General features: G+C 61.0%; 20 protein-coding genes, 1 pseudogene and 1 riboswitch. Of the genes and pseudogenes, 12 read left to right on the top strand and 9 right to left on the bottom strand.

Annotation, left to right across the window (positions count from 1 at the left end; all coding sequences use genetic code 11):
* Positions 1 to 51: 51 nt before the first annotated feature.
* Positions 52 to 309: pseudogene (locus ACTHXA_RS13040) on the top strand (sigma-70 family RNA polymerase sigma factor); the annotation flags it as partial.
* A 51-nt stretch (positions 310 to 360) separates the two neighbouring features.
* Here ACTHXA_RS13040 and ACTHXA_RS13035 read toward each other — a convergent pair.
* Positions 361 to 627, bottom strand: coding sequence for a hypothetical protein (locus tag ACTHXA_RS13035; protein ID WP_441673062.1), 267 nt, complete (start codon positions 625 to 627; stop codon positions 361 to 363).
* Positions 628 to 1,099: 472 nt separating this feature from the next.
* On the opposite strand from ACTHXA_RS13035, the gene nagB reads away from it, so the two are divergent.
* From nagB to trhO, 3 genes are all read left to right on the top strand, one after another.
* Positions 1,100 to 1,843, top strand: coding sequence for a glucosamine-6-phosphate deaminase (nagB, locus tag ACTHXA_RS13030; RefSeq protein ID WP_441673060.1), 744 nt, complete (start codon positions 1,100 to 1,102; stop codon positions 1,841 to 1,843).
* Between the two features lie 87 nt (positions 1,844 to 1,930).
* Positions 1,931 to 2,674, top strand: coding sequence for a GTP pyrophosphokinase (locus ACTHXA_RS13025; RefSeq protein ID WP_441673058.1), 744 nt, complete (start codon positions 1,931 to 1,933; stop codon positions 2,672 to 2,674).
* Between the two features lie 34 nt (positions 2,675 to 2,708).
* A complete protein-coding gene (gene trhO / locus ACTHXA_RS13020) occupies positions 2,709 to 3,617 on the top strand; it encodes an oxygen-dependent tRNA uridine(34) hydroxylase TrhO (protein ID WP_441673056.1) in 909 nt (302 codons plus the stop codon).
* On the opposite strand, the gene ACTHXA_RS13015 is transcribed toward trhO, so the two are convergent.
* Together ACTHXA_RS13015 and ACTHXA_RS13010 are read right to left on the bottom strand one after the other, a co-directional pair.
* Positions 3,614 to 4,021: a DMT family transporter gene (locus ACTHXA_RS13015; RefSeq protein WP_441673054.1), complete on the bottom strand. Its 408-nt coding sequence runs from the start codon at positions 4,019 to 4,021 to the stop codon at positions 3,614 to 3,616. The genes trhO and ACTHXA_RS13015 overlap by 4 nt on opposite strands.
* Positions 4,022 to 4,023: 2 nt before the next feature.
* Positions 4,024 to 4,338, bottom strand: a complete 315-nt coding sequence (locus tag ACTHXA_RS13010; RefSeq protein ID WP_441673052.1) for a DMT family transporter — start codon at positions 4,336 to 4,338, stop codon at positions 4,024 to 4,026.
* Positions 4,339 to 4,350: 12 nt separating this feature from the next.
* Positions 4,351 to 4,416: riboswitch (guanidine-III (ykkC-III) riboswitch) on the bottom strand.
* A gap of 58 nt (positions 4,417 to 4,474) precedes the next feature.
* Here ACTHXA_RS13010 and ACTHXA_RS13005 point away from each other — a divergent pair.
* Together ACTHXA_RS13005 and ACTHXA_RS13000 are read left to right on the top strand one after the other, a co-directional pair.
* Positions 4,475 to 4,822 (top strand): metallopeptidase family protein, encoded by a 348-nt coding sequence (locus tag ACTHXA_RS13005; RefSeq protein ID WP_441673050.1) that lies wholly within the window; start codon positions 4,475 to 4,477, stop codon positions 4,820 to 4,822.
* A gap of 83 nt (positions 4,823 to 4,905) precedes the next feature.
* A complete protein-coding gene (locus tag ACTHXA_RS13000) occupies positions 4,906 to 5,232 on the top strand; it encodes a hypothetical protein (RefSeq protein WP_441673048.1) in 327 nt (108 codons plus the stop codon).
* Here the strand turns inward: ACTHXA_RS13000 and ACTHXA_RS12995 are convergent.
* Positions 5,229 to 5,744 carry a hypothetical protein gene (locus tag ACTHXA_RS12995; RefSeq protein WP_441673046.1) on the bottom strand — a complete coding sequence of 172 codons (516 nt, stop codon included), beginning with the start codon at positions 5,742 to 5,744 and terminating at the stop codon, positions 5,229 to 5,231. The two genes, ACTHXA_RS13000 and ACTHXA_RS12995, sit on opposite strands and share 4 nt — an antisense overlap.
* Positions 5,745 to 5,764: 20 nt before the next feature.
* Entirely contained in the window at positions 5,765 to 6,097 is a 333-nt protein-coding gene (locus ACTHXA_RS12990; RefSeq protein ID WP_441673044.1) for a hypothetical protein, read from the bottom strand.
* Positions 6,098 to 6,239: 142 nt separating this feature from the next.
* Between ACTHXA_RS12990 and glgX the strand changes: the two genes are divergently transcribed.
* From glgX to treZ, 3 genes are read left to right on the top strand one after another with little or no spacing between them, the layout of a single operon-like run.
* Entirely contained in the window at positions 6,240 to 8,519 is a 2,280-nt protein-coding gene (glgX, locus tag ACTHXA_RS12985) for a glycogen debranching protein GlgX (protein ID WP_441673042.1), read from the top strand.
* A gap of 55 nt (positions 8,520 to 8,574) precedes the next feature.
* The gene (treY, locus tag ACTHXA_RS12980; RefSeq protein WP_441673040.1) at positions 8,575 to 10,896 is read left to right on the top strand and encodes a malto-oligosyltrehalose synthase; all 2,322 of its coding nucleotides are present in this window, start codon (positions 8,575 to 8,577) and stop codon (positions 10,894 to 10,896) included.
* Between the two features lie 26 nt (positions 10,897 to 10,922).
* On the top strand, positions 10,923 to 12,731 hold the full coding sequence (gene treZ, locus ACTHXA_RS12975) for a malto-oligosyltrehalose trehalohydrolase (RefSeq protein WP_441673038.1): 1,809 nt from the start codon (positions 10,923 to 10,925) through the stop codon (positions 12,729 to 12,731).
* 14 nt (positions 12,732 to 12,745) lie between these two features.
* On the opposite strand, the gene dinB is transcribed toward treZ, so the two are convergent.
* Positions 12,746 to 14,029 (bottom strand): DNA polymerase IV, encoded by a 1,284-nt coding sequence (dinB, locus tag ACTHXA_RS12970; protein ID WP_441673036.1) that lies wholly within the window; start codon positions 14,027 to 14,029, stop codon positions 12,746 to 12,748.
* 56 nt (positions 14,030 to 14,085) lie between these two features.
* On the opposite strand from dinB, the gene ACTHXA_RS12965 reads away from it, so the two are divergent.
* Both ACTHXA_RS12965 and ACTHXA_RS12960 read left to right on the top strand, forming a co-directional pair.
* The gene (locus ACTHXA_RS12965) at positions 14,086 to 15,786 is read left to right on the top strand and encodes an AMP-binding protein (protein WP_441673034.1); all 1,701 of its coding nucleotides are present in this window, start codon (positions 14,086 to 14,088) and stop codon (positions 15,784 to 15,786) included.
* Entirely contained in the window at positions 15,779 to 16,705 is a 927-nt protein-coding gene (locus tag ACTHXA_RS12960; protein WP_441673032.1) for an acyl-CoA thioesterase, read from the top strand. The genes ACTHXA_RS12965 and ACTHXA_RS12960 overlap by 8 nt, the downstream gene beginning before the upstream one ends.
* Here ACTHXA_RS12960 and ACTHXA_RS12955 read toward each other — a convergent pair.
* Positions 16,702 to 17,394 (bottom strand): NUDIX hydrolase, encoded by a 693-nt coding sequence (locus ACTHXA_RS12955; RefSeq protein ID WP_441673030.1) that lies wholly within the window; start codon positions 17,392 to 17,394, stop codon positions 16,702 to 16,704. The genes ACTHXA_RS12960 and ACTHXA_RS12955 overlap by 4 nt on opposite strands.
* Positions 17,395 to 17,541: 147 nt before the next feature.
* Between ACTHXA_RS12955 and ACTHXA_RS12950 the strand changes: the two genes are divergently transcribed.
* Positions 17,542 to 18,267, top strand: coding sequence for an MBL fold metallo-hydrolase (locus ACTHXA_RS12950; protein WP_441673028.1), 726 nt, complete (start codon positions 17,542 to 17,544; stop codon positions 18,265 to 18,267).
* Here the strand turns inward: ACTHXA_RS12950 and gatB are convergent.
* A complete protein-coding gene (gene gatB, locus ACTHXA_RS12945; protein ID WP_441673026.1) occupies positions 18,239 to 19,753 on the bottom strand; it encodes an Asp-tRNA(Asn)/Glu-tRNA(Gln) amidotransferase subunit GatB in 1,515 nt (504 codons plus the stop codon). The genes ACTHXA_RS12950 and gatB overlap by 29 nt on opposite strands.
* Entirely contained in the window at positions 19,753 to 21,270 is a 1,518-nt protein-coding gene (gene gatA, locus ACTHXA_RS12940) for an Asp-tRNA(Asn)/Glu-tRNA(Gln) amidotransferase subunit GatA (protein ID WP_441673024.1), read from the bottom strand. Before gatA ends, gatB begins: the two co-directional genes overlap by 1 nt.
* Position 21,271 lies beyond the last annotated feature (1 nt).

Below are 21,271 nucleotides of genomic sequence, written 5' to 3'. Positions count from 1 at the left end.
ATTCAAATGAGGCAACGTATCGAGCTACGCGGAGGTTTCTTATGAGTCAACGCGGTGGATCCCGAAGACGTGGTGAGGTCGACTATGCTGAAACAGCAAATTGAGCAACTCCTTGACTCGTTGTCGGAGCGCGACGCCGGTGTCATTCAACTGCGCTATGGCTTCGGAGGCGTTGTGCCCAAGACCCTTGAACAAATTGGCGACACGTATGGTCTGTTCAGAGAGCGGATCCGACAAATTGAGTCGAAGACGATGGCGAAGCTCCGCCATCCGTCGCGGTCAGACCAGCTTCGCGATTATCTCGAATAGGCCGCCGCGGTGGCTGCGCACCCCGATCGGGCGACTGTTCAAGCGGGGCGTTTATGCTCTGCTGTAGGCAAGCGCGCCAGCAGTAACGAGTGAGCGGCGTACCTGCTTGCGGTCTACTCCAAGCGATCTAGCAATCTCGCGCATTGAGATGCCACTGTGATGAAGCTTCACTGCCTCGGCGGCTTCGTCAACGGTGAGTCCGCTCTGTCTGCGCACAACGTTGTTTCGGGTGAGGTGCTTCGAGACCGTCGCGCGGTGCACACCATACATTTGAGCTAGGTATCCGACACTGAGGCCAGCGAGGTAGTCGTCGACCAAGCGGTCTACTTCAGCGGGGGTGAGAAAGGTTTGAGGTTTCCCAATCCTCCTGACGCAGGGCCCTCGCACGTCTTGTATCGGGGTGCTACCGACCCGCCGCGATACACGGTATACGCCTCGTTTCCAGCGAGAAATCAACAATTTTAGCCCCGGGCTGGGGTTTGAGAACTGGCTACGAAGGGACCCCACGATTTAGCTCCCGACTTCATTGCAATCATGCTGAAGTCGGGAGCTTTACTTTTTCGAAAGCTGTCGTGAAACGCCCCTCCACAAAGTGGTCAATACTTGGGGTCAAACTCCCGGATAACAACAACGATCGACCACTCTGCGGAGGTGGGGAGCTCAAAGCGGGGAGCTCCAGGGGGGGGCGTTCAATCATCCCGATCTTGCGTCCTCACAAGATGCGAGTACTATTCGACGATTGTTGAAATTCCCGCCCGGATGCTCCGGGCCAGTACGTTGGAGAGTGCCGGTGGACGTAGTCATCACCCGCGACATCAGTGAGATTGCTCGAACCGTTGCCGATGAGATCGAGCAACTGCTTCGCGAAAAACCTACGGCAGTGCTCGGGCTCGCCACCGGATCGAGTCCACTTGCCGTATACGACGAGCTCGCTCGGCGGCACCGCGAGGGACGCATCAGTTTCGCGCAGGCACGAGGATTCATGCTCGATGAATATGTCGGACTATCAACCGACCACCCGGAACGCTACTTCAACGTGATCGTTCGAGACTTCCTCAGCAAAGTTGATTTTGCTCCCGGAGCCGTAAGCGGCCCGGATGGCAACGCTGAAGACCCGGAAGCAGCCGCCGCAGAATACGACCGCGCCATCATCGCGGCAGGCGGCATCGACTTGCAGATCCTCGGTGTCGGTTCCAATGGCCACATCGCCTTCAATGAGCCGGGCTCGGCTGCTGACTCCCGCACTCGAGTCCTCGAACTCACGGAGCAGACTCGTCGCGACAACTCCCGCTTCTTCGAAGGCAACGTGGATGCGGTTCCCACTCGCTGCGTCACCCAGGGCCTCGGAACCATCCTCGAGGCTCGACGGATCTTCCTCATTGCGCTCGGTGAAGTAAAGGCCGCGGCAGTACACGAGCTTGTTGACGGTCAAGTGACCACTGACTGGCCGATCACGCTCCTCCACCACCACCCCAAGGTGTCGGTACTGGTCGACGAAGCGGCAGCGAACCTGCTGAGCGCGCCAACACATTAGCCCTCGCACCAAAACCGCCGGATTTCACCAACAGTTTCATTGACATAGCCAGGAAATCACCAACCTCCGCGAGTAGGTTATTTCTCTATGACCGCAACCGCCCCCGAACATGCGCCCGACATCATTGAGACATTTCGTGGGGTGCGGGAAGACTTCACGCGGCTGATGCTGTCCTATCAGTTCGGCATGGATGAGATCACCACTAAAATTCGAATCCTGCGTGAGGAATTCGACAAGTTACACAGCTACAACCCAATCGAGCAGGTAACCACGCGACTCAAGAGCGCCGAAAGCGTCGTCGACAAAGTCACGCGCAAGGGCTTGGAGCCTTCACTGTCGAGCTTCCGCAAGATCACCGATATTGCGGGAGTACGGGTGACGTGCTCCTTCACGGCAGACACCTATCGAGTATTTGAAGCCCTCACGGGCCAACCCGATGTGCGGGTCCTTGAGGTCAAGGATTACATCGCCCACCCGAAACCGAATGGCTACCGTTCCTTGCACGCCATCGTCGAAGTACCGGTGTTCCTTTCCTCGCGAACGGTGAATGTTCCCGTCGAAGTGCAGTTCCGCACCGTGGCCATGGATTTTTGGGCCACACTCGAGCACAAGATTTTCTATAAGTACGACGGGGATGTTCCGCCCGAGGTGGTGCTCAAACTCGAGGAAAGCGCTGAAACCGCGGCACAAATGGATCGGGATATGGAAGCACTCCACGATTCGGTGCACGGACCGCGAGACTTCCGCGAACGTGATCGACAAGACGACCAGGTCATCTCGGATGACGTGGTTCGAAAGCTCTCGCAGTTCCTCTCTGGTGAGGGCGGCTAACACTCAACGCGTGTGGCAACCGTAGAATTGTCGGATGGCCGTTCCGAAAATCCTCCTCTACTACGTGTTTACGCCGCTGTCCGATCCCGAAGCGATCCGGCTGTGGCAGCGTGACCTGTGCGAACGGCTCGGACTGCGCGGCCGCATCATCGTCTCTCCGCACGGGATCAACGGCACCGTCGGCGGCGATATCGATGCGTGCAAGCAGTATGTCCGTCGACTGCGCGAATATCCGGCATTCCACAACGTCGACATGAAGTGGTCGGACGGCACCGGTCTCGACGAAGATGGCTTCTCGCTCGACTTCCCGAAGCTCAGCGTGAAGGCACGCGATGAGATCGTTTCCTTCGGTGCCCCCGAGCAATTACAGGTGGATGAACACGGCGTCGTGGGCGGCGGACAGCACCTCGCACCGGATGAGCTCCACACGCTGCTCGAAGAAAAACCGGATGCGGTGTTTTTCGATGGCCGGAACGCCATCGAAGCCGAGGTGGGCCGGTTCCGGGATGCGATCGTGCCCAAAACCGACACCACACACGACTTCATTTCGGAGATCGAGTCCGGCAAGTACGACGACCTCAAGGACAAGCCCGTAGTCACCTACTGCACGGGTGGCGTCCGCTGCGAAGTTCTGTCCGCCCTCATGATTGAACGAGGGTTTCAGGAGGTCTACCAGCTCGACGGTGGCATCGTCCGCTATGGCGAACGCTTCGGCAATGACGGGCTGTGGGAAGGTTCGCTCACCGTCTTCGATGCGCGCGAGCACATCGACTTCGCGCCAAACCCGAAAGTGCTCGGGCAATGCCACCGTTGCGCCAACCCCACCCCGCGACTCCAGAATTGCGGCGATCCGTCCTGCCGCGAGCGGCTCGTGACCTGCGAGTCGTGCAGCGGCAGTCACATCCGCTGCACGACCCATGCCGCAACCGAGGCCCAGGGTTAATCCGTTTGCCGCGCTCGGGTCACCGTCTCGGCGTCCGAACCATCGGCTGGCGCAGAACCATTGGCCAGCACGCTGTCCCGCACCGGTGAACTCGGCACGAGTTTGAGCCCAATTACCGCGCCAATGATTCCGACGAGGAAGACAACCTTCCAAAAGGAAACCGCTTCCGCGCCGGTCAGCATTGCATAAATCACCGTCAGTGCGGCACCGACCCCGGTCCAAACCGCATAGGCGGTTCCCATGGGAATTGACTTCGCCGCCCAGCCGAGACCGAGCATGCTGAGCGTCACGGCAATAAGAAACACCACGGTCGCAACCGGCTCGGTGAAGCCATTAGACAATCCCAGTGCAGTCGCCCACACCGCTTCGAGCACCGCACTCGCGATCAAAATGATCCACGGCATCCTCAGCTCACCACCTTGAGACCCGCAACTGAACCAATGAGCAGTACGAGCAGGGCAACGCGCATAATCGATACGCGCTCCGCTTTCGTCACCATCGCCCACACCACAGTGAGCGTTGCCCCAATACCAACCCAGACGGCATAGGCGGTCCCAGTCGGCAGTTCACGCATCGCATACGCGAGCCCAGCCATGCTGATCACCATCGACACGAAGAACAACAGTGTGGGACGCCATTTTCGGAACCCTTCCGAGGCGCCGAGCGCGCTCGCCCACACCGCCTCGAGCATCCCGCTTAAAATCAAAATCGCCCACGACATAAAATCAACCCTTTCGAGTCAGTCTTGTCGTAGGCGGGTACTGCTCCCTCGTCCGCAAGCTCGAGTGCCGAGCTTCACCGGGTACTTTAGCAAGGTTGGCGCGTGTTGGCAGCATGGATGCACAGGGAGACAAGACATGGACTTGGCAATGGACGAGTTTGAAAAATTGGTCGTGGCCGAACTGGATCTGCTGCCCGATGAAGTCGTCGACGGGCTCGAGAACCTCGTGTTCGTCATCGAAGATCGTCCAGAAGATGGCTCACTCGACCTTCTGGGGGTCTATGAGGGCTACGACCTCTTCGATCGCGCTAACTACGGTTACGGACAATTGCCCGATCGGATCGTACTTTTTCGCGAACCGTTACTCACCATTTGCGACACCGAAGAGCAATTGCGCCACGAGATTCACGTGACGCTCGTGCACGAAATTGCCCACTATTACGGTATTGACGACGAACATCTGCACGAGTTGGGTTGGGCGTAGGAATCAGGCTGCATACTGAACCAGGTCATCACCGCAGCCAGCCCGTATTCCGACTGAATACGAAGCAAAGAAAAGGACTCGACTTGTCGCAGTATCAGCCTTACCAGCAGCCGTACACGCAGAACCCGTACCCAACGCAGTCATATGAGCGTCCGGCCAGCGAAACTGACACGCTCGGAAGCTGGATGCTTGCGGTGTTCCTGATGATGATCCCCATCGTGGGATTCATTTATTTGCTCGTTCTGGCCTTTGGCGGTACCGAGTCGATCGCGAAGAAAAACTACGCCCGAGCGACACTGTTGTGGTCGCTCATCATGATTGTCGTTGCGATCGTGATCGTCATCATCGCGAGCATTACCGGTGGGCTGTGGTTCTCATCAATGGTGAATTCGACGAGCTATAACTACTAGCACGCCAAGGTCCTAAGGCGAGCAATTAGTTCCTCCGCATCGCCATCGGCGCTCAGTTGCAGGTCAGCGAGTTGCGGCGAGCGCTCACGCTCGTAGAACGCATCCTCTTGCGCAGCCCAACCCGCCCACCACCTGTCGTCACCGTCGCGTTCCGTTGCTCGAGCGCGCCGGAACTCGGGGGCGGCCTCGAGCCACACCGCGAAATCCAGCAGTGGCCGCGAGGCACGAGACAGTGCCCCGCAGCCTTCAACGACAATCAGGCCGCGCGGTTCAATAACATCGCCATCGCGAAAGACGTCACTGTGCCAGTCCCAACGCGGGGTGGCAACGCGCTCGCCCTGCCGCAGTGGCTTCAGGACTTGCGACGCCAAATAGACCGCACCGGATTCAAGTCCACCCCAGCCGGGATAGAAATCCTCGACATGGATGAGCTGTCCACCGATGCGGTCAATGACCTCGCCCGCGAGCGTCGACTTCCCTGAGCCGGATCGCCCGTCGATGGCGATGATCATAAGTGCGGCTATTTCGCGCGCTACTTTTTAAGCGCTTTGACCAGGCGAGGAAGTGCCCAGCCACCGACCATCACGAGCGGGGTTACGACGGCGAGCAGCGCAATGATGTTCGGACGGAAGCGAGTGCCGTAGTCGTCGCCGACGTATGCTCCGAGTGGAATCGCGACGCCACCGACGGTGCCGCCCTCAGCGTGGCGATCGGCGTCTACGCCACCCTCGCCCTCAGCAGAGCCACCGGCCCAAAACGCGACCGGAATGATCTGTTCGTGTCCCAAGTCGACGCGCTCGCCGTAGGCAAGTCGGGCGCCAATTTTCGATACTGCATCACCTGCGGAATTAAGTCGTTCACTCATAGAAGCAACGCTACGGTTTGTGGATGCATGCAGCCTGGAAGCGCCATCCGTGCCGTGCGAGCGCTCCCTGTCGCAGGCGATCAGCGTGAAGACGCGGTGTCTCAGCAGTTCGGTAAGAATCCCGGCTTAGAGTGGCAGTCTGATGAACGAGTCAATTTCTGTGCCTGAGGCGCAGCCACAGGCCGCCACTGAATCCAAAGAGTCCGCGCTCCAGATCCCCGAGTCATGGCCGGGCACGGCTTACCCGCTCGGTGCCACGTATGACGGTTCTGGTACGAACTTTGCAATTTACTCGCAGGGAGCCGAGCGTGTTGAGCTCTGCCTCTTTGATGAAGATGGCAATGAGCGTCGTGTTCGGCTGTTCGAACAAGATGCCTTCGTGTGGCACTGCTACCTGCCTTCTGTCCAACCCGGTCAGCGCTACGGCTACCGCATCCACGGTCCCTATGACCCGCACTCGGGCCAGCGTTTCAATCCGAGCAAACTCGTGCTCGACCCCTACGCCAAGGCAATTAGCGGCGATATTGAATGGGATCAGGCCGTATTCAGCTATAACTTCGGCGATCCAGATTCCCACAATGAAGAAGACTCGGCACCGTTCATGCCCAAGGGCGTGGTGATTAATCCGTACTTCGACTGGACCGGCGATCGTCACCCCCGCACCCCGTACGCTGACTCGCTGATCTATGAGGCCCACGTCAAGGGACTGACGCAAATGCATCCGGAGATTCCGGAAGAGATGCGCGGAAGCTATGCCGCGGTCGCGCATCCTGCGGTAATCGCGCACCTCAAGAAGATTGGCGTCACCGCGATCGAGCTCATGCCCGTGCACGAATTTGTGCACGACTCGGTACTCGAGGAAAAGGGCCTGCGTAACTACTGGGGCTACAACACCCTTAACTTCTTCTCCCCGCACGGCGACTATGCCCACACCGGCGACTACGGTCAGCAGGTGCAGGAGTTCAAGAGCATGGTGAAGACCCTGCACGCGAACGACATCGAAGTGATCCTCGACGTGGTGTACAACCACACCGCGGAGGGCAATCACCTCGGGCCAACGCTGAGTTTCCGCGGCATCGACAATGAGTCCTACTACCGTCTCGAAGAGGACCGTCGTTACTACACTGACTACACGGGCACCGGTAACTCGCTCAATATGCGTAGTCCGCACACCCTGCAGCTGATCATGGACTCGCTGCGCTACTGGGTCACCGAAATGCACGTGGACGGCTTCCGCTTCGACCTCGCATCCACGCTCGCGCGCGAACTGCACGATGTCGACAAGCTCTCGGCGTTCTTCGACCTCGTCCAGCAGGACCCCATTGTTTCGCAGGCAAAGCTCATCGCTGAGCCGTGGGATGTTGGCCCCGGCGGCTACCAGGTCGGGAACTTCCCACCGCTGTGGACCGAATGGAACGGGAAGTACCGCGACACGGTTCGCGACTTCTGGCGTGGTGAGCCCGCTACCCTGGGGGAGTTTGCGACCCGCCTGGTGGGCTCTTCCGATCTCTACGAGCGTTCCGGTCGACGCCCGGTGGCGTCGATTAACTTCGTCACCGCCCACGACGGGTTCACGCTGCGTGACCTCGTGAGCTATAACGAGAAGCACAATGACGCCAACGGTGAAGACGGTCGCGATGGCGAAAGCCACAACCGGTCGTGGAATATGGGCGTTGAGGGGCCAACTGATGACCCCGAAATTAATGCTCTCCGCGCCCGCCAGCAACGCAACTTCATCGCCACGCTCATCCTTTCTCAGGGTGTGCCGATGCTCTCGCACGGTGACGAACTCGGCCGCACCCAACACGGCAACAACAACACCTATGCGCAAGACAGCGAGCTGTCGTGGATTCACTGGGAGCAAGCCGATCAACCGCTCATTGAGTTCACCAAGGCCGTCACCCACCTACGACGCGAGCACCCGACCTTCCGCCGGCGTCACTTCTTGAACGGCAAGGTTGCCAAGCGCGGTGAGGGTGAGGGGCTTCCCGATGTGATGTGGGTGTCAACCGACGGCACGCCGATGGAGGATGAAGACTGGAATGAGGCGTTTGTGAAGGCCATGGGCTACTTCCTCAACGGCGACGCGATCGCCGGCCGGGATGCCCGCGGCCAGCACATTATTGACTCCAGCTTTCTGATGTATTTCAACGCCTCCGACCAGGATGTGAATGTCACGATTCCCTCGGGTGAGTTCCAGTACCGCTGGGAAGCGGTGATCGACACCGCGGGTATCAACTCCGATATCGGCGTGATTGAAGCGGGCGCCAACATGCTGCTGCCGCAGCGGACCGTCATCCTCTTGCGCGAATACGCGGAACCCGAAAATGAACCGGACCATTCCGTGGCCGCCTCGGTTGCGGGTTGGACGACGCCGATTCCGATCATCACTCCCCCGAACGATCAGACGCCCACCTCCTAGCAAGTTGTCAGCCTCCTCGATCACCACTGTCTTCGATCACTAAGGAAGGGTCACCATGCGCACTCCCACAAGCACCTACCGACTCCAGCTCAACTCGGAGTTCACGCTCGACGATGCCGCGGCCCGCGTGCCGTATCTCGCCAAGCTCGGTGCGGACTGGGTGTACCTGTCCCCCATCCTGCAGGCGCGAAGCGGCTCGACCCACGGATATGACGTCGTCGACCCCACGAAGGTGGACGAGTCACGCGGCGGTCGCGAGGGGCTCGAGCGGCTCTCCCGTGCCGCGCATGACGCGGGACTCGGCGTGCTCGTCGACATCGTGCCGAACCACATGGGGATCGAGATTCCGCGTGAAAACCCGTGGTGGTGGGATGTGCTCGAGCACGGTCAGGAGTCAACGTACGAGAAGTACTTCGATATCGATTGGCAGGCCGGCGATGGAAAGCTCCTCATCCCGGTAATTGGCGACGATGACATGCCCGCGCACCCGGGTGATCCGATTGGTGGGATGTGGATCGATCGCGGTGTCGGGGTTCTGCGCTATCACGATAATGAGTATCCCCTCGCCCCCGGCTCGGCTGATAACGAAGCCGATGATGCCCGCAGCATCCACGACCGCCAGCACTATCGACTCGTGCACTGGCGCCTCGGCGACTGGGCATTGAATTATCGCCGCTTCTTCACGATCACGACCCTCGCTGGTATTCGCGTAGAAGACGAGCAGGTGTGGGATGACGCGCACGCGGAGATTCTCTCCTGGGTCCGCGACGGGCTCGTGGATGGCTTGCGGATCGACCACCCGGATGGTCTGCGGGATCCTGAGGGCTATCTTGCTCGCTTGCGAGAGAAAACCGACGGGGCCTATGTCACGGTCGAGAAGATTCTGCACTTCGGTGAGGATCTGCCCGACTGGTCGACCGAAGGCACCACCGGCTACGACGCGCTCGGGGAATACGAGCGAATCATGATCGACCCCGCCGCGGAGCAAGTGCTCGACGACACCACCTCAGCGCTGTCCCACACCGATGTTGATGACTGGCCCACACTCGTGCACAGCATGAAGCGATTCGTCACGGACGGTCCGCTGCACGCCGAAATTCAGTGGGTCGCGCGCGAGATTGCGCGCTCGGGCACCGAAATCGACCAGGCAGCAGATGCCCTATCCGAGATTGCCGCCAATTTTGGCGTGTATCGGACGTATCTGCCCACCGGACAGGAGCAGCTCGACCGCGCGGCACGCAACGCGGTCGACTGGCGGGGAGATCTTGCCGATGCGATCGAGCAGGTGCATGCCGTACTCGCTAACCGCGAGCATCCCGCTTCGATTCGCTTTCAGCAGATCACCGGGATGGTGATGGCCAAGGCCGTCGAGGACCGGTCCTTCTATCGCTATTCTCGGTTGACTTCCCTCAATGAGGTCGGTGGCGACCCATCGTTGTTTGCGATCAGCCACGACAAGTTCCACGAACTACAGCAACGGCGTCTCGAGTGGTGGCCGGCCGCGCAGACCGCCCTCACCACCCACGACACGAAGCGCAGTGAGGATGTCCGCGCGCGCATTGATGTGCTGAGTGAGCTACCCGAAGAGTGGCACGACACGCTCGAGGAGCTCCTCCACATTTCGCCGATCCGCAATCGTTCCTTTGCGAATCTCCTCTGGCAGGCGATTGTGGGTGCGTGGCCCGCTCGTCGAGAACGACTGCACGACTACGCGCTGAAAGCTGCGCGCGAAGCTGGCGACATCACTACCTGGACCGAGATCGACGAAGAGTACGAGGCGGAGCTGTTGGCCGCGGTCGACACCGCATTTGATCACCCCGCGGCGGTGGCGGTGCTCAACAATTTCCTCGATCGCGTCAAGCAGCCCGGTTGGTCGAATTCGCTGGTGATTAAGGGGATGCAGTTGCTCGCCCCGGGCGTCCCCGATGTCTATCAGGGCACCGAGCTGTGGAGCCACACCCTGGTCGACCCCGACAATCGCCGGCCCGTGCGCTGGCTCACCCGCGAAACGGCGCTGGATGCAGTGATCGGCGGTGCCCGCCCCGACATTGATGACACCGGAGCGGTCAAGCTCATGCTCACCACTGCGGCACTTCGCTTAAGAAAGCACTTCCCGAAGCGATTCATGCAGTATCTGCCGTGGACCGCCACCGGCCCCGCAGCCGAGCACGTGATCGCGTTCGATCGCGGCGGCGTTGCCTTTGTGGGCGTCCGCCGACCGGTCGGACTTGAACGCGGTGGCGGTTGGCATGACACGAAACTCGAACTCCCAGAGGGAACCTGGGTAGACCAGCTCACCGGTCGTAAGTTCACCGGCAGGGTTGCCGTCGCGGCGCTGCTCGAAGAGCTTCCCGTTGTCATTTTGCTCCGCAACTAAGTACCGAAGAACTGGAGTTCTCACCCATGCGTGACCCCCGTTTCGATGTTTGGGCGCCGTTCGCGAAGCGCCTTCGCGTGCAGGTTGACGGCGAAATCTACGACATGCGCCGCAGTGACGAATCCTGGTGGCGCCCCATTGGTGTGCCGGAGCTTCCCGATGAGGGGCCACACGCCGAGGCCGACTACGGCTATCTCATCGATGATGACCCCACTCCGTACCCTGATCCGCGTTCACGTCGACAACCGGGAGGCGTGCACGGGCTCTCGCGAACCTTTGACGCGCAGTGGTACGAGTGGGAAGACCACGACTGGCGCGGCCGTCAACTCGCCGGAGCAGTGATCTATGAGCTGCACATTGGCACGTTTACGCCGGACGGTACGCTCGATGCCGCGATCGAACGGCTCGACCACCTCGTCGACCTCGGCGTGGACTTCGTCGAGCCGCTGCCCGTCAACGCATTCAACGGCGACACCGGCTGGGGCTACGACGGCACCTACTGGTACGCCGTCCACGAACCCTACGGCGGCCCGCTCGCCTATCAGCGATTCGTCGATGCCTGCCACCAGCGCGGTATCGGGGTGATTCAGGATGTGGTCTACAACCACCTGGGGCCCTCCGGCAACTACCTGGGTAAGTTTGGACCCTACCTCGCGAACCAGCACCAGACCTCCTGGGGCGATGCGGTCAATCTCGACGGTTTCGACTCCGATCAGGTGCGCCGCTACATCATCGACAACGTCCTCATGTGGGTGCGCGATTTCCACGTTGATGGATTGCGGCTCGATGCCGTTCACGCCCTTGTGGACACGCGCGCAACGCACATCCTGGAAGACATTTCAATGGAAGTCGAGGCATACTCGGCGCACGTCGGTCGGCCGCTCACGCTCATCGCAGAGTCAGATATGAATGCTCCGCGCGTCATCCAACCGCGCGTGGCAGGTGGGTATGCGATCACTGCCCAGTGGTCCGATGATTTCCATCACGCCGCACACGTTTGCCTCACCGGTGAGGCCGAGGGCTACTACGAAGACTTTGCATCCACGCGCGGTGGCGGGATGGGCTCCTTGAAAAAGGTGCTCACCAATGGTTTCTTCCACGATGGCGCGATGTCCACCTTCCGTCGCCGCCGTCATGGCCGCCCCCTCGCGCCTGGCACGAACGCCTGGCGACTGGTCGCATCCACACAGAATCATGACCAAATCGGGAACCGTGCGCGTGGCGACCGGCTCTCCGAGTCGCTGTCCACACGGCAACTCGCGGTCGGCGCGACGCTGCTCATGTGTTCGCCATTCACCCCGATGCTGTTCATGGGCGAGGAGTGGGGTTCAACCACCCCCTTCCAGTTCTTCGCTTCCCACCCCGAAGAGGACCTCGCAAAGTCGGTGACCGAGGGACGCATCCGCGAGTTCTCGCGGATGGGTTGGGATGAATCTGAGATTCCGGACCCGCAAGACCCGGATACCTTCCGACGCTCGAAGCTCGATTGGATGGAGCTGGACCACCCCGAGCGCTCGGAGCTGCTCAATATCTACCGCCAGCTGATTGCGCTGCGGCGTGAGCATCCCGAGCTCACGGCACCCTGGCTTCGCGATGTGTCGGTGGAGTACTTCGTCTCCGAGCAGGTGTTCGCCTTCTGGCGCGGCGACCTGGAGATTGTGCTGAATTTCTCGGATCAACCGCAGTCCATCGATCTCGACGTCGACGTCCGTTGGACGCAGTACCGCGAACTTCCGCAGATTCTCTTCGCCACCGATGACGAGATCACGCTGGATGGTGAGCGCGTGCGGATGCCCGGGCACAGCGCCGCGGTGTTTGGCCCGACTCCGGAGTAGTCCGCCAGCGAGCGCTATTCCAACCCCTGCGAGGGGCGATTGGGACGCTCGCTGAGCCCGGTGCGACGATCCCGACGTTCACGGCGACCGAGCAGTGACGCCGGACGCAGCGCGTCCCGACCAAATTTATCGGTGGCCTCGTCAATGGTTCGTTCGGCGGCATCCCATTCATCGGTGTGGTGCTCGTCCCACAGCGTGAGCGCCATGCCATCGCCGCCCTCGGCAAGCTGGTCGGCACGCACCCCGATCAGGCGCACTGCTTGGCCCTCGCGATGTGCCTCGTCGAAGAGTTCCTTCGCTGCTTTGAACAATGTCAAGCCGGTATTGCTCGCGCGGCTGAGCCGCATTTGCCGGGTCAGTGTCTCGAAGCTCGACCAGCGCAGCTTGATCGCAACCGTGCCTGCCACCAAACCGGCTTTGCGCAGCCGCGCGCCCACCGCATCCGCCTGGGCCCGAATCTCGCGTTCGAGTTCGGCGTGCGAGGTGACGTCGACCTCGAAGGTCTGCTCATGCGAGACGGATTTCTCCGCACGCTCGACTTGCACCGATCGCGGGTCCCTTCCCCACGCGAGCGCCGAAAGTCGCCCCGCATTTGACTTCCCCACGACGCGTTCGAGCACCGGCACCGGGGTGTGAGCCAGGTCAAAGACGGTGTGGATGCCACGATCGTGGAGCCGCTTCTCGGTCACGTCCCCGACTCCCCACATCGCACCGATGGGCAGGCGGTGCAGAAAGCCGACGGTGTCTTGCTCCGGAATCACGAGCAGTCCGTTGGGCTTGGACTTGCCGCTCGCGAGCTTGGCAACAAATTTCGTCGCAGCAACGCCCACGGAACACGGCAAGCCGGTGCGTTCGAGCACGCGTTTGCGGATCATCTTCGCGATCTCAGTGGGCGAGCCGAATAGTCGCGTGGCACCGGAGACATCTAGAAACGCCTCATCGATTGACAGTGGCTCAACCAGCGGTGTGATTTCTCGAAAGATATCCATCACCACGCGGCTCGCATCGCGGTATTTATGCATGTGCCCCGGCAGCATCTCGAGGTGCGGACACAGCCGCAGTGCCTGTCCAATCGGCATTGCGGAGCGCACTCCGAAAGCGCGCGCCTCATAGCTCGCAGAAGACACCACGCCGCGGCCGCCGACACCTCCGACCACGACGGGTTTACCGCGCAGATCAGGCCGATCCAACAGCTCAACTTCCACAAAAAACGCATCCATATCGACGTGCAGGATCGTTGCAGTGGTGTCGTCGGCGACTTCGCCAACGATTCGACCACCAAAATCCTTCTTCGACATACCCCTATTGTCGCCTGTCCTACCGACATACAAACGCAGCCGCATAGACTTTCGACATGGATGCGAAGCAGATGAACGCCACGCGGGCGTGGACCAAGAACTACGCCGACAATGTGCCCACCGACATCGAACCCGTTACCGAGTCGCTCTATGACGTGCTGGCTGAGCGTGCCCGCAACTATCCGGACTCCCCTGCCCTGGAGTTCTTTGGCTACGAGCTCAACTTTGCGCAACTCCACGATCACGTGGTGCGCTTCGCAAACGGTCTTCGCCGCATCGGGGTGAAGCGCGGTGACCGCATCGCACTCGTCATGCCGAACTGCCCGCAGCATGTGATCAGCTACTTTGCGATCGTTCGTCTCGGTGCGGTTGTGGTCGAGCACAATCCGCTCTATACGCGCAGTGAGCTACTCACACAATACAAGGACCACGGTGCATCCATCACCATCGCCTGGGACAAGGTCGCGCCCACGGTGCAGTCCCTCGCTGGCGAAGTGGATGTGCAGCATGTGATTGCGGTGAACATGACGAAGATGATGCCGGTCAAGCTCCGCGCCATGCTCTCCCTGCCGGTCGCGAAGGCCAAAGAGTCTCGCGCCAAGCTCACGGCAAAGGCACCTGGTACCGTGCCTTTCGAGAAGCTCCTGGGGCAGAAGCCCGTCCCCGAGGCACTCGCCGGTCCGAGTGCGGAGGATGTTGCCTGCCTGTCCTACACCTCGGGCACCACCGGTACGCCCAAGGGCGCGATCCTCACCCACGCCAACCTGCTCTCCAATGGCCGTCAGGGTGCTGCTTGGATGCCGAACTTCACGCCCGGCAAGGAGACGATCTACTCTTTCCTGCCGCTCTTCCACTCCTTCGGGCTCCTCCTCGGACTCACCTACGGAGTCGTCTCCGCATCCCGCGTCACGCTCTTTCCCACCTTCGACCCGGAACTCATTACCGACGCGTCGAAAAAGCACCCGGCCACGTTCATCCCCGGCGTACCGCCGATGTACGACCGACTCGCACGGGTCGCGAAGCAGAACTCCGACCTCGATCTCTCGCAGGCGATCTACGCAATGTCGGGTGCCATGACGCTGTCCGACCCGGTCGTTGATCGATGGGAATCGGTGGCGAAGGGCAAGCTCAATGAGGGATACGGCCTCACCGAAGCCTCGCCCTTCCTCTTCGCCAACCCGTTCTCCGACAAGCGCAAGATCGGCACGATTGGGCTCCCCTGCCCATCCACCCACATGAAAGTTGTGGACCAGGAAAATCTCGATCGCGAAGTCGAACTCGGCGAGACGGGCGAGCTGCTCGTCAAAGGACCGCAGGTTTTCCAGGGCTACTGGAATAACCAGGAAGAAACCGACAAGGTGCTCCTCGAAGACGGTTGGCTACGCACCGGCGATCTGGTGACCCAGGATGAGGATGGGTTCGTCACGATTGTCGACCGCAAGAAGGAACTCATTATTACCGGTGGGTTCAATGTCGCCCCGACCGAGGTGGAGCAGGTGCTCAACTTCCACGAAGACATCGCGGAGAGCGCCGTGGTCGGCGTCCAGCGCGGCTCGAGTGGCGCAGAGATCATCACGGCAGTAGTCGTGCTCGAAGAGGGCGCAGAATTCGATGAGGAATCGGTTCGCGCGCACGCTCGAGAGCGTCTCGCGGAGCACAAGGTACCTCGCAACTACCTCGTGTGGGAGGAACTGCCAAAGTCGCTGCTCGGCAAGGTGCTTCGTCGCCAGGTAAAGGACAAGATCGTAAATGGTTAGACTGCTCGGCCAAGACGGGGCTCCGGACCGAGGTGAGCTGGAAGAACTTGCGCCGCTGGATTCCTTCCTCGCCACGCTCGACCTTGACGACACCGGGGCCCGCACCGGCGAGTTCATCTACACCGGCAAAAGCCAGTGGATGCCGCACGGCAGAGTCTTTGGTGGTCAGGTATCTGCGCAGTCGATTATTGCGGCCAGCAAAACCGTCCCCGAGGACCGGCCAATCCACTCGATGCACGGTTATTTTCTCCGCCCGGGGGATGTGAATTACCCGATCACCTTCGCCGTCGAGTTGATTCATGACGGTAATTCCTTCAGCACCAGACTCGTGCAGGCGTATCAGCACGGCAAACAGATCTGGTCGATGAACGCGAGCTTTCAGATCGAAGAGCCGGGACTCGAGCACGCAGCCTCGATGCCGAGTGGAATCCCCGGACCCGAAACGCTCGAGAGCGAGGCCGCGCACGTGGCCGTCGCGGGTGACTCGCTCGCAAACTATTGGGTGCACCGTCGGCCGTTCGCGATGCGACATGTTGATGGGCCGCTCTATTTGCGTCCGGCGGAGCCGCGGATTGCGTCCGAAGCGGTGTGGGTGAAGGCGCAGGGCGGCGAGCTGCCGGATGATCCGGTCATTCACCGTGCCGCGCTCTGCTATGTCAGCGACTACATCATGCTCGACCCTGTCTTGCGTCGACACGGACTCGCGTGGATCAATCCGCGTCTGCGCGTTGCGAGTCTCGATCACGGCATCCGTTTCCATCGGTTTGCGCGTGCCGATCAGTGGCTGCTGTTCGTGCTCGATTCGCCGAGTGCCCAAGGTGGGCGCGGCCTCACCAACGGACGGTTCTTCGATCGGGAAGGTCGGCTCATCGCGAGTGTCTCCCAAGAAGCGATGATTCGCATCAAGCCAGAGCGTTAGCGGCCCGGCTCGGTGATGTAGCGCCAGGGACGGGTGGCGGCCTCAAGGCGGTGCAGGCCATTAGCGGTACCCTCCCCGTCTTCGAAGGCCGCATCACCGAACCAGCAAAACAAGTTACCGTCCTCGAGCACCTTCGTCTCGAAGTGCTCGAACGGTTCCCCGACACACCGATCGAGGGCCTCTGTCATCGTCGATGACGCGCTGATCTGGTGCAGCGTGACCCAGGTGGGAACGACCAGGGTAATTTCGTCACGGGCGTGAGCATCCAGCATCGCATTCGGATTGACCCACTCGAGTGAGACCGCTTCCGGTTCAAAGGCCACAGGGGTCCCACCAGGGTCGGGAGCCATGAAAAACCAAGTCCGGAAGCGCGGTTTGACACCGTTCGGTGGGCTCCAGATCGCATGCGGAATGAGCGTCTCCGGCTCCAACACGAGCCCCGTCTCTTCGTGGGTTTCACGAACGGCAGCGGCTCGGGCAGCAATGCTTTCGGCTTCGTTTGGTGCCGCCAATGCGTGCTGGTCGGCCTGTTCAACAGCGCCGCCCGGCCACACCCAGGCATCTGGGAAAGATCCGCGAGCGGGTCGCTGCATCATCAGCGTCTCGAGTCCGTCATCGCCGTCACGCACAAGGATGACGGTGGCCGCAAGCCTGCTACCTGTTCGATCCGCTTCTTGCATGTCGAACATGCCCTCCCTACGTTGCTCCACTAGCGTCACTGCGTGCATCGCAGACTACTCGGTCAACCTCGAACGCACGAGTAGCCTGTGATCATGACCAATTCTGCTGACCCTAATAATCTAGTTCAGTGCATCCTCGCGCCAAATCCAAACTCGATGACTCTGAATGGTACAAATTCCTACATCATTGGTGCGGGTTCCGGAGCTGCAGTAGTTGTTGACCCTGGCCCAGATGATCAGGGGCATTTGGATGCGCTGGTTGCGGCTGCGGGCCCCATCGCGTTGGTCTTGTACACGCACTGGCACTCCGATCACACGGGAGCCTTTGAGCGGTTTAGCGAGATGACGAACGCCCCTTCCCGTGCGGCTAAAACGCAGTACACGCGCGGAGCAGGTCCACTCGTTGATGGTGAAGTGATCGAGCTTGGCGGCATCAGAATTCGCGTGCTCGCGACCCCGGGTCACAGCTCGGATTCGATCAGTGTGGTGCTGCCCGCGTATGGCGAGCACGGTGCGATCCTGACCGGAGACACGATTCTCGGCGGTTCCACCACCATGATCGATCATCCGGATGGCTCACTCGCGGACTATTTCGAGACGCTCGACAAGATCGAGGCACTCGGGGATGCTCGGATCTTTCCCGCGCACGGCGACCCGATCGAGAGCGCTGCGACGGAAGCGCGGCGGCTCCGAGCGCACCGCCAGGAACGCTTGCAGCAGATTCAGCACATACTGGCTACACACGCTCAGGAAACCGGCGAGGACGCCAGCGTGGACGACATTCTTGCCGCCGTGTACGCTGACGCCCCCGAGTTCGTGGTCAAGGCCGCGAGGCTCTCAATCGAAGCGCAGCTTAGTTTTCTGCAGCGCGCTCAAGGATGAGTTCGCGCACGCGCTTCGCGTCCGCCTGACCACCCATTGCTTTCATGACGGCGCCGATGATGGCGCCGGCGGCCTGCACCTTACCGTCCTTGATCTTCGCGAGCACATCGGGCTGCGCGGTGAGTGCCTCATCAATGGCCGCAATCAACGCGCCGTCGTCGGACACCACAGCCAGTCCCCGAGCTGCCACAACTTCGCGTGGTGAGCCTTCACCGGCGAGCACGCCTTCGAGGACCTGGCGAGCGAGCTTGTCGTTCACGGTTCCTTCGGCGATCAACGCCTCAATCTCGGCAACCTGAGCTGGTGTCGCAAGCGTATCTGGATGCACGCCACGCTCGTTTGCGATGCGGCTCAGTTCCCCAAGCCACCATTTGCGCGCTCCGCTCGGAGTTGCGCCCGCTTCGACGGTGGCGGCCACTGCTTCGAGCAGCCCACCATTGACAATGTCCTGGAACTCCTGATCGGCCAAGCCCCAGTCCTGCTTGAAGCGGCGGCGACGGAGCACCGGCGACTCGGGCAGCGCATCCCGAAGCTCTTGGACCAGCTCTGCCGAAGGGCGGATTGGCATGAGATCGGGTTCCGGGAAGTAGCGGTAGTCGTCGGCGTCCGACTTCGGTCGGCCCGAGGAGGTGCGGCCGGTGTCTTCGTGCCAGTGACGAGTTTCCTGCTGGATCGTGCCACCGGCGGCAAGCAGTGCCGCCTGTCGCTGGATCTCGTAGCGCACCGCGCGCTCGATGGAGCGGAAGGAATTGACGTTCTTCGTTTCGGTGCGGGTGCCGAGCGCTTCCTGGCCACGCGGGCGCAGAGACACGTTGGCGTCGCAGCGGAGGTTGCCGCGCTCCATCTGGGCGCGCGAAATCCCGAGCGAACGAACAATGTCCCGAATCGTCGAAACATACTGCGCGGCAAGTTCCGGGGTGCGCTCTTCGCCACCAAAGATCGGCTTCGTGACGATCTCCACCAGCGGCACGCCGGCGCGGTTGTAGTCCACCAGCGAAGAGCTCGCACCGTGAATGCGGCTCGCGTTGCCACCCACGTGGGTGAGCTTTCCCGCATCCTCTTCCATGTGTGCACGCTCGATCTCGACGTGGAAGACCTTGCCGTCCACAAGCTCGACTTCCACGCTCCCCTCGTAGGCGATCGGGTCGTCGTACTGCGAGATCTGGTAGTTCTTCGGGTTGTCCGGGTAGAAGTAGTTCTTCCGGGCAAAACCCGACACTTCGGCAATGCTGCAGCCGAGCGCCAGCCCGAGCGAGATCGAGTAGCGAACCGCCTGCTCGTTCACGACCGGAAGCGTCCCGGGAAGACCGAGATCAACCGGCCCCACCCAGGTATTCGCTTCCTTGTCGTTGTTTGCGAAGGCCGGGTTGGGCGTGGGCGCAAACATTTTAGTCTCGGTGGCAAGCTCCACGTGCACCTCGAGGCCGATCACCGGCTCGTAAATCTCAAGCGCCTGCTCAAAGTCCATGAGTTCTGGCTTAGCCATTAGCGGTTCGACTCCTTCAATTCGGGTGCGTTTGCACAGAACGGGCCGCCCCATTCTGCTTCGAGTGCGGCCTCAAGCGCGGCACTCACCTGATAAAGACGCGCGTCTTCACGAGCGGGCGCCATGAACTGCATGCCAATCGGCAGCCCTGCCGCAAGCCCTCCCGGAAGGGAGATTGCGGGCACACCGGCGAGGTTCGCAGGAATCGAGGTCAGGTCACTCGTATACATGTCCTTCGGCTCGGTCAGCTCACCAAACTTCTTCGCGCCCGTAAGCGCGGTCGGGGTGAACAGCACATCGACCTGGTTGAAGGCATCCGCAAAGTCTTGCTGCACGAGCGTGCGAACCTTCTGCGCGGAACCGTAGTACGCGTCGTAGTACCCCGAAGAAAGGGCGTAGGTACCGAGCACGATGCGGCGCTTCACTTCCGCACCGAGCGTCTTCGCGCGCGTTGCGGCCATGACTCGTTCGACATTGGCCTGGCTGGTCTCGGGCAGCACGCGCACGCCGTAGCGCACCGAGTCGTAGCGGGCGAGGTTGCTTGACACCTCGGCGGGCATCAGCAGATAGTAGGCGGCAACCGCATAGTCAAAGGTCTTGGTGTCGATCCAGGTGACTTCGGCACCGAGTGCCTTGAGCTGGTCGATATTGTTCTGGAAGAGCGTGGCGACTTCCGCATCGTAGGCATCGTCCTCGGCGATCTGCCGCGGAATGCCAATCCGCAGCCCCTTGATGGAGCCTTCCTGCTTGCCCGCACGTGCCGCGTCAGCAAAGGAGGTCCACTCCTGCGGGATGGAGGTCTGGTCGCGGGCGTCGAAGCCACCGATGACGTCCTGTAAGAGCGCCGAGTCAAGCACTGTGCGGCTTGCGGGGCCGATCTGGTCCAGCGAAGAGCCCATCGCGATCGCACCGTAACGGCTCACGGCGCCGTAGGTGGGCTTCATCCCGACTGTGCCGGTGAAGGATGCGGGCTGACGAATCGAGCCACCCGTATCGGTACCGAGTGCGATCGGTGCCTCATAGGCAGCTACCGCAGCGGCCGAACCACCACCGGAACCGCCGGGAACCCGGTCAAGATCCCACGGGTTGTGGGTCGGGCCGTAGGCCGACATTTCGGTGGATGCGCCCATCGCGAATTCGTCGAGGTTGGTCTTCCCGAGGATGGGTAGGCCCGCGGCACGCAGCTTCTCGACCACGTGGGCGTCGTATGGCGGCACCCAGCCTTCAAGCGCGCGGCTGGCCGCGGTCGTTTCGAGGTTCTTGGTGACGATATTGTCTTTCACCGCGACCGGGACACCGGCCAGCGGTGAGGATGCGTTGCCCGCGGCACGCTCCTGGTCAGCGACTTCTGCCTGGGCAAGAGCGCCTTCGGTGTCCACCTTGAGGAAGGCGTGGACGTCACCGTCAACGCTCGAGATCCGCTCGAGGTGCGCCTGCGTTACCGCAACCGAGGTGGTATCGCCCGCAGAAATCGCTTCGGCAAGCTCGGCAGCAGTGAGGGTTGTGAGATTCGTCATT

The sequence above is a fragment of the Gulosibacter sp. genome (genome assembly GCF_052090685.1).
GTDB lineage: Bacteria > Actinomycetota > Actinomycetes > Actinomycetales > Microbacteriaceae > Gulosibacter.
This window is presented reverse-complemented; position numbering and strand designations above follow the sequence as displayed.

Coding starts and splice junctions, on each gene's coding strand:
- gatB (WP_441673026.1), bottom strand. CDS start 19,753: ATGGCTAAGCCAGAACTCATGGACTTTGAGCAGGCGCTTGAGATTTAC.
- ACTHXA_RS13015 (WP_441673054.1), bottom strand. CDS start 4,021: ATGCCGTGGATCATTTTGATCGCGAGTGCGGTGCTCGAAGCGGTGTGG.
- treY (WP_441673040.1), top strand. CDS start 8,575: ATGCGCACTCCCACAAGCACCTACCGACTCCAGCTCAACTCGGAGTTC.
- treZ (WP_441673038.1), top strand. CDS start 10,923: ATGCGTGACCCCCGTTTCGATGTTTGGGCGCCGTTCGCGAAGCGCCTT.
- ACTHXA_RS12960 (WP_441673032.1), top strand. CDS start 15,779: ATGGTTAGACTGCTCGGCCAAGACGGGGCTCCGGACCGAGGTGAGCTG.
- trhO (WP_441673056.1), top strand. CDS start 2,709: ATGGCCGTTCCGAAAATCCTCCTCTACTACGTGTTTACGCCGCTGTCC.
- dinB (WP_441673036.1), bottom strand. CDS start 14,029: ATGTCGAAGAAGGATTTTGGTGGTCGAATCGTTGGCGAAGTCGCCGAC.
- ACTHXA_RS12965 (WP_441673034.1), top strand. CDS start 14,086: ATGGATGCGAAGCAGATGAACGCCACGCGGGCGTGGACCAAGAACTAC.
- ACTHXA_RS13010 (WP_441673052.1), bottom strand. CDS start 4,338: ATGTCGTGGGCGATTTTGATTTTAAGCGGGATGCTCGAGGCGGTGTGG.
- ACTHXA_RS12990 (WP_441673044.1), bottom strand. CDS start 6,097: ATGAGTGAACGACTTAATTCCGCAGGTGATGCAGTATCGAAAATTGGC.
- glgX (WP_441673042.1), top strand. CDS start 6,240: ATGAACGAGTCAATTTCTGTGCCTGAGGCGCAGCCACAGGCCGCCACT.
- ACTHXA_RS13005 (WP_441673050.1), top strand. CDS start 4,475: ATGGACTTGGCAATGGACGAGTTTGAAAAATTGGTCGTGGCCGAACTG.
- ACTHXA_RS12995 (WP_441673046.1), bottom strand. CDS start 5,744: ATGATCATCGCCATCGACGGGCGATCCGGCTCAGGGAAGTCGACGCTC.
- ACTHXA_RS12950 (WP_441673028.1), top strand. CDS start 17,542: ATGACTCTGAATGGTACAAATTCCTACATCATTGGTGCGGGTTCCGGA.
- ACTHXA_RS13025 (WP_441673058.1), top strand. CDS start 1,931: ATGACCGCAACCGCCCCCGAACATGCGCCCGACATCATTGAGACATTT.
- ACTHXA_RS12955 (WP_441673030.1), bottom strand. CDS start 17,394: ATGTTCGACATGCAAGAAGCGGATCGAACAGGTAGCAGGCTTGCGGCC.
- gatA (WP_441673024.1), bottom strand. CDS start 21,270: ATGACGAATCTCACAACCCTCACTGCTGCCGAGCTTGCCGAAGCGATT.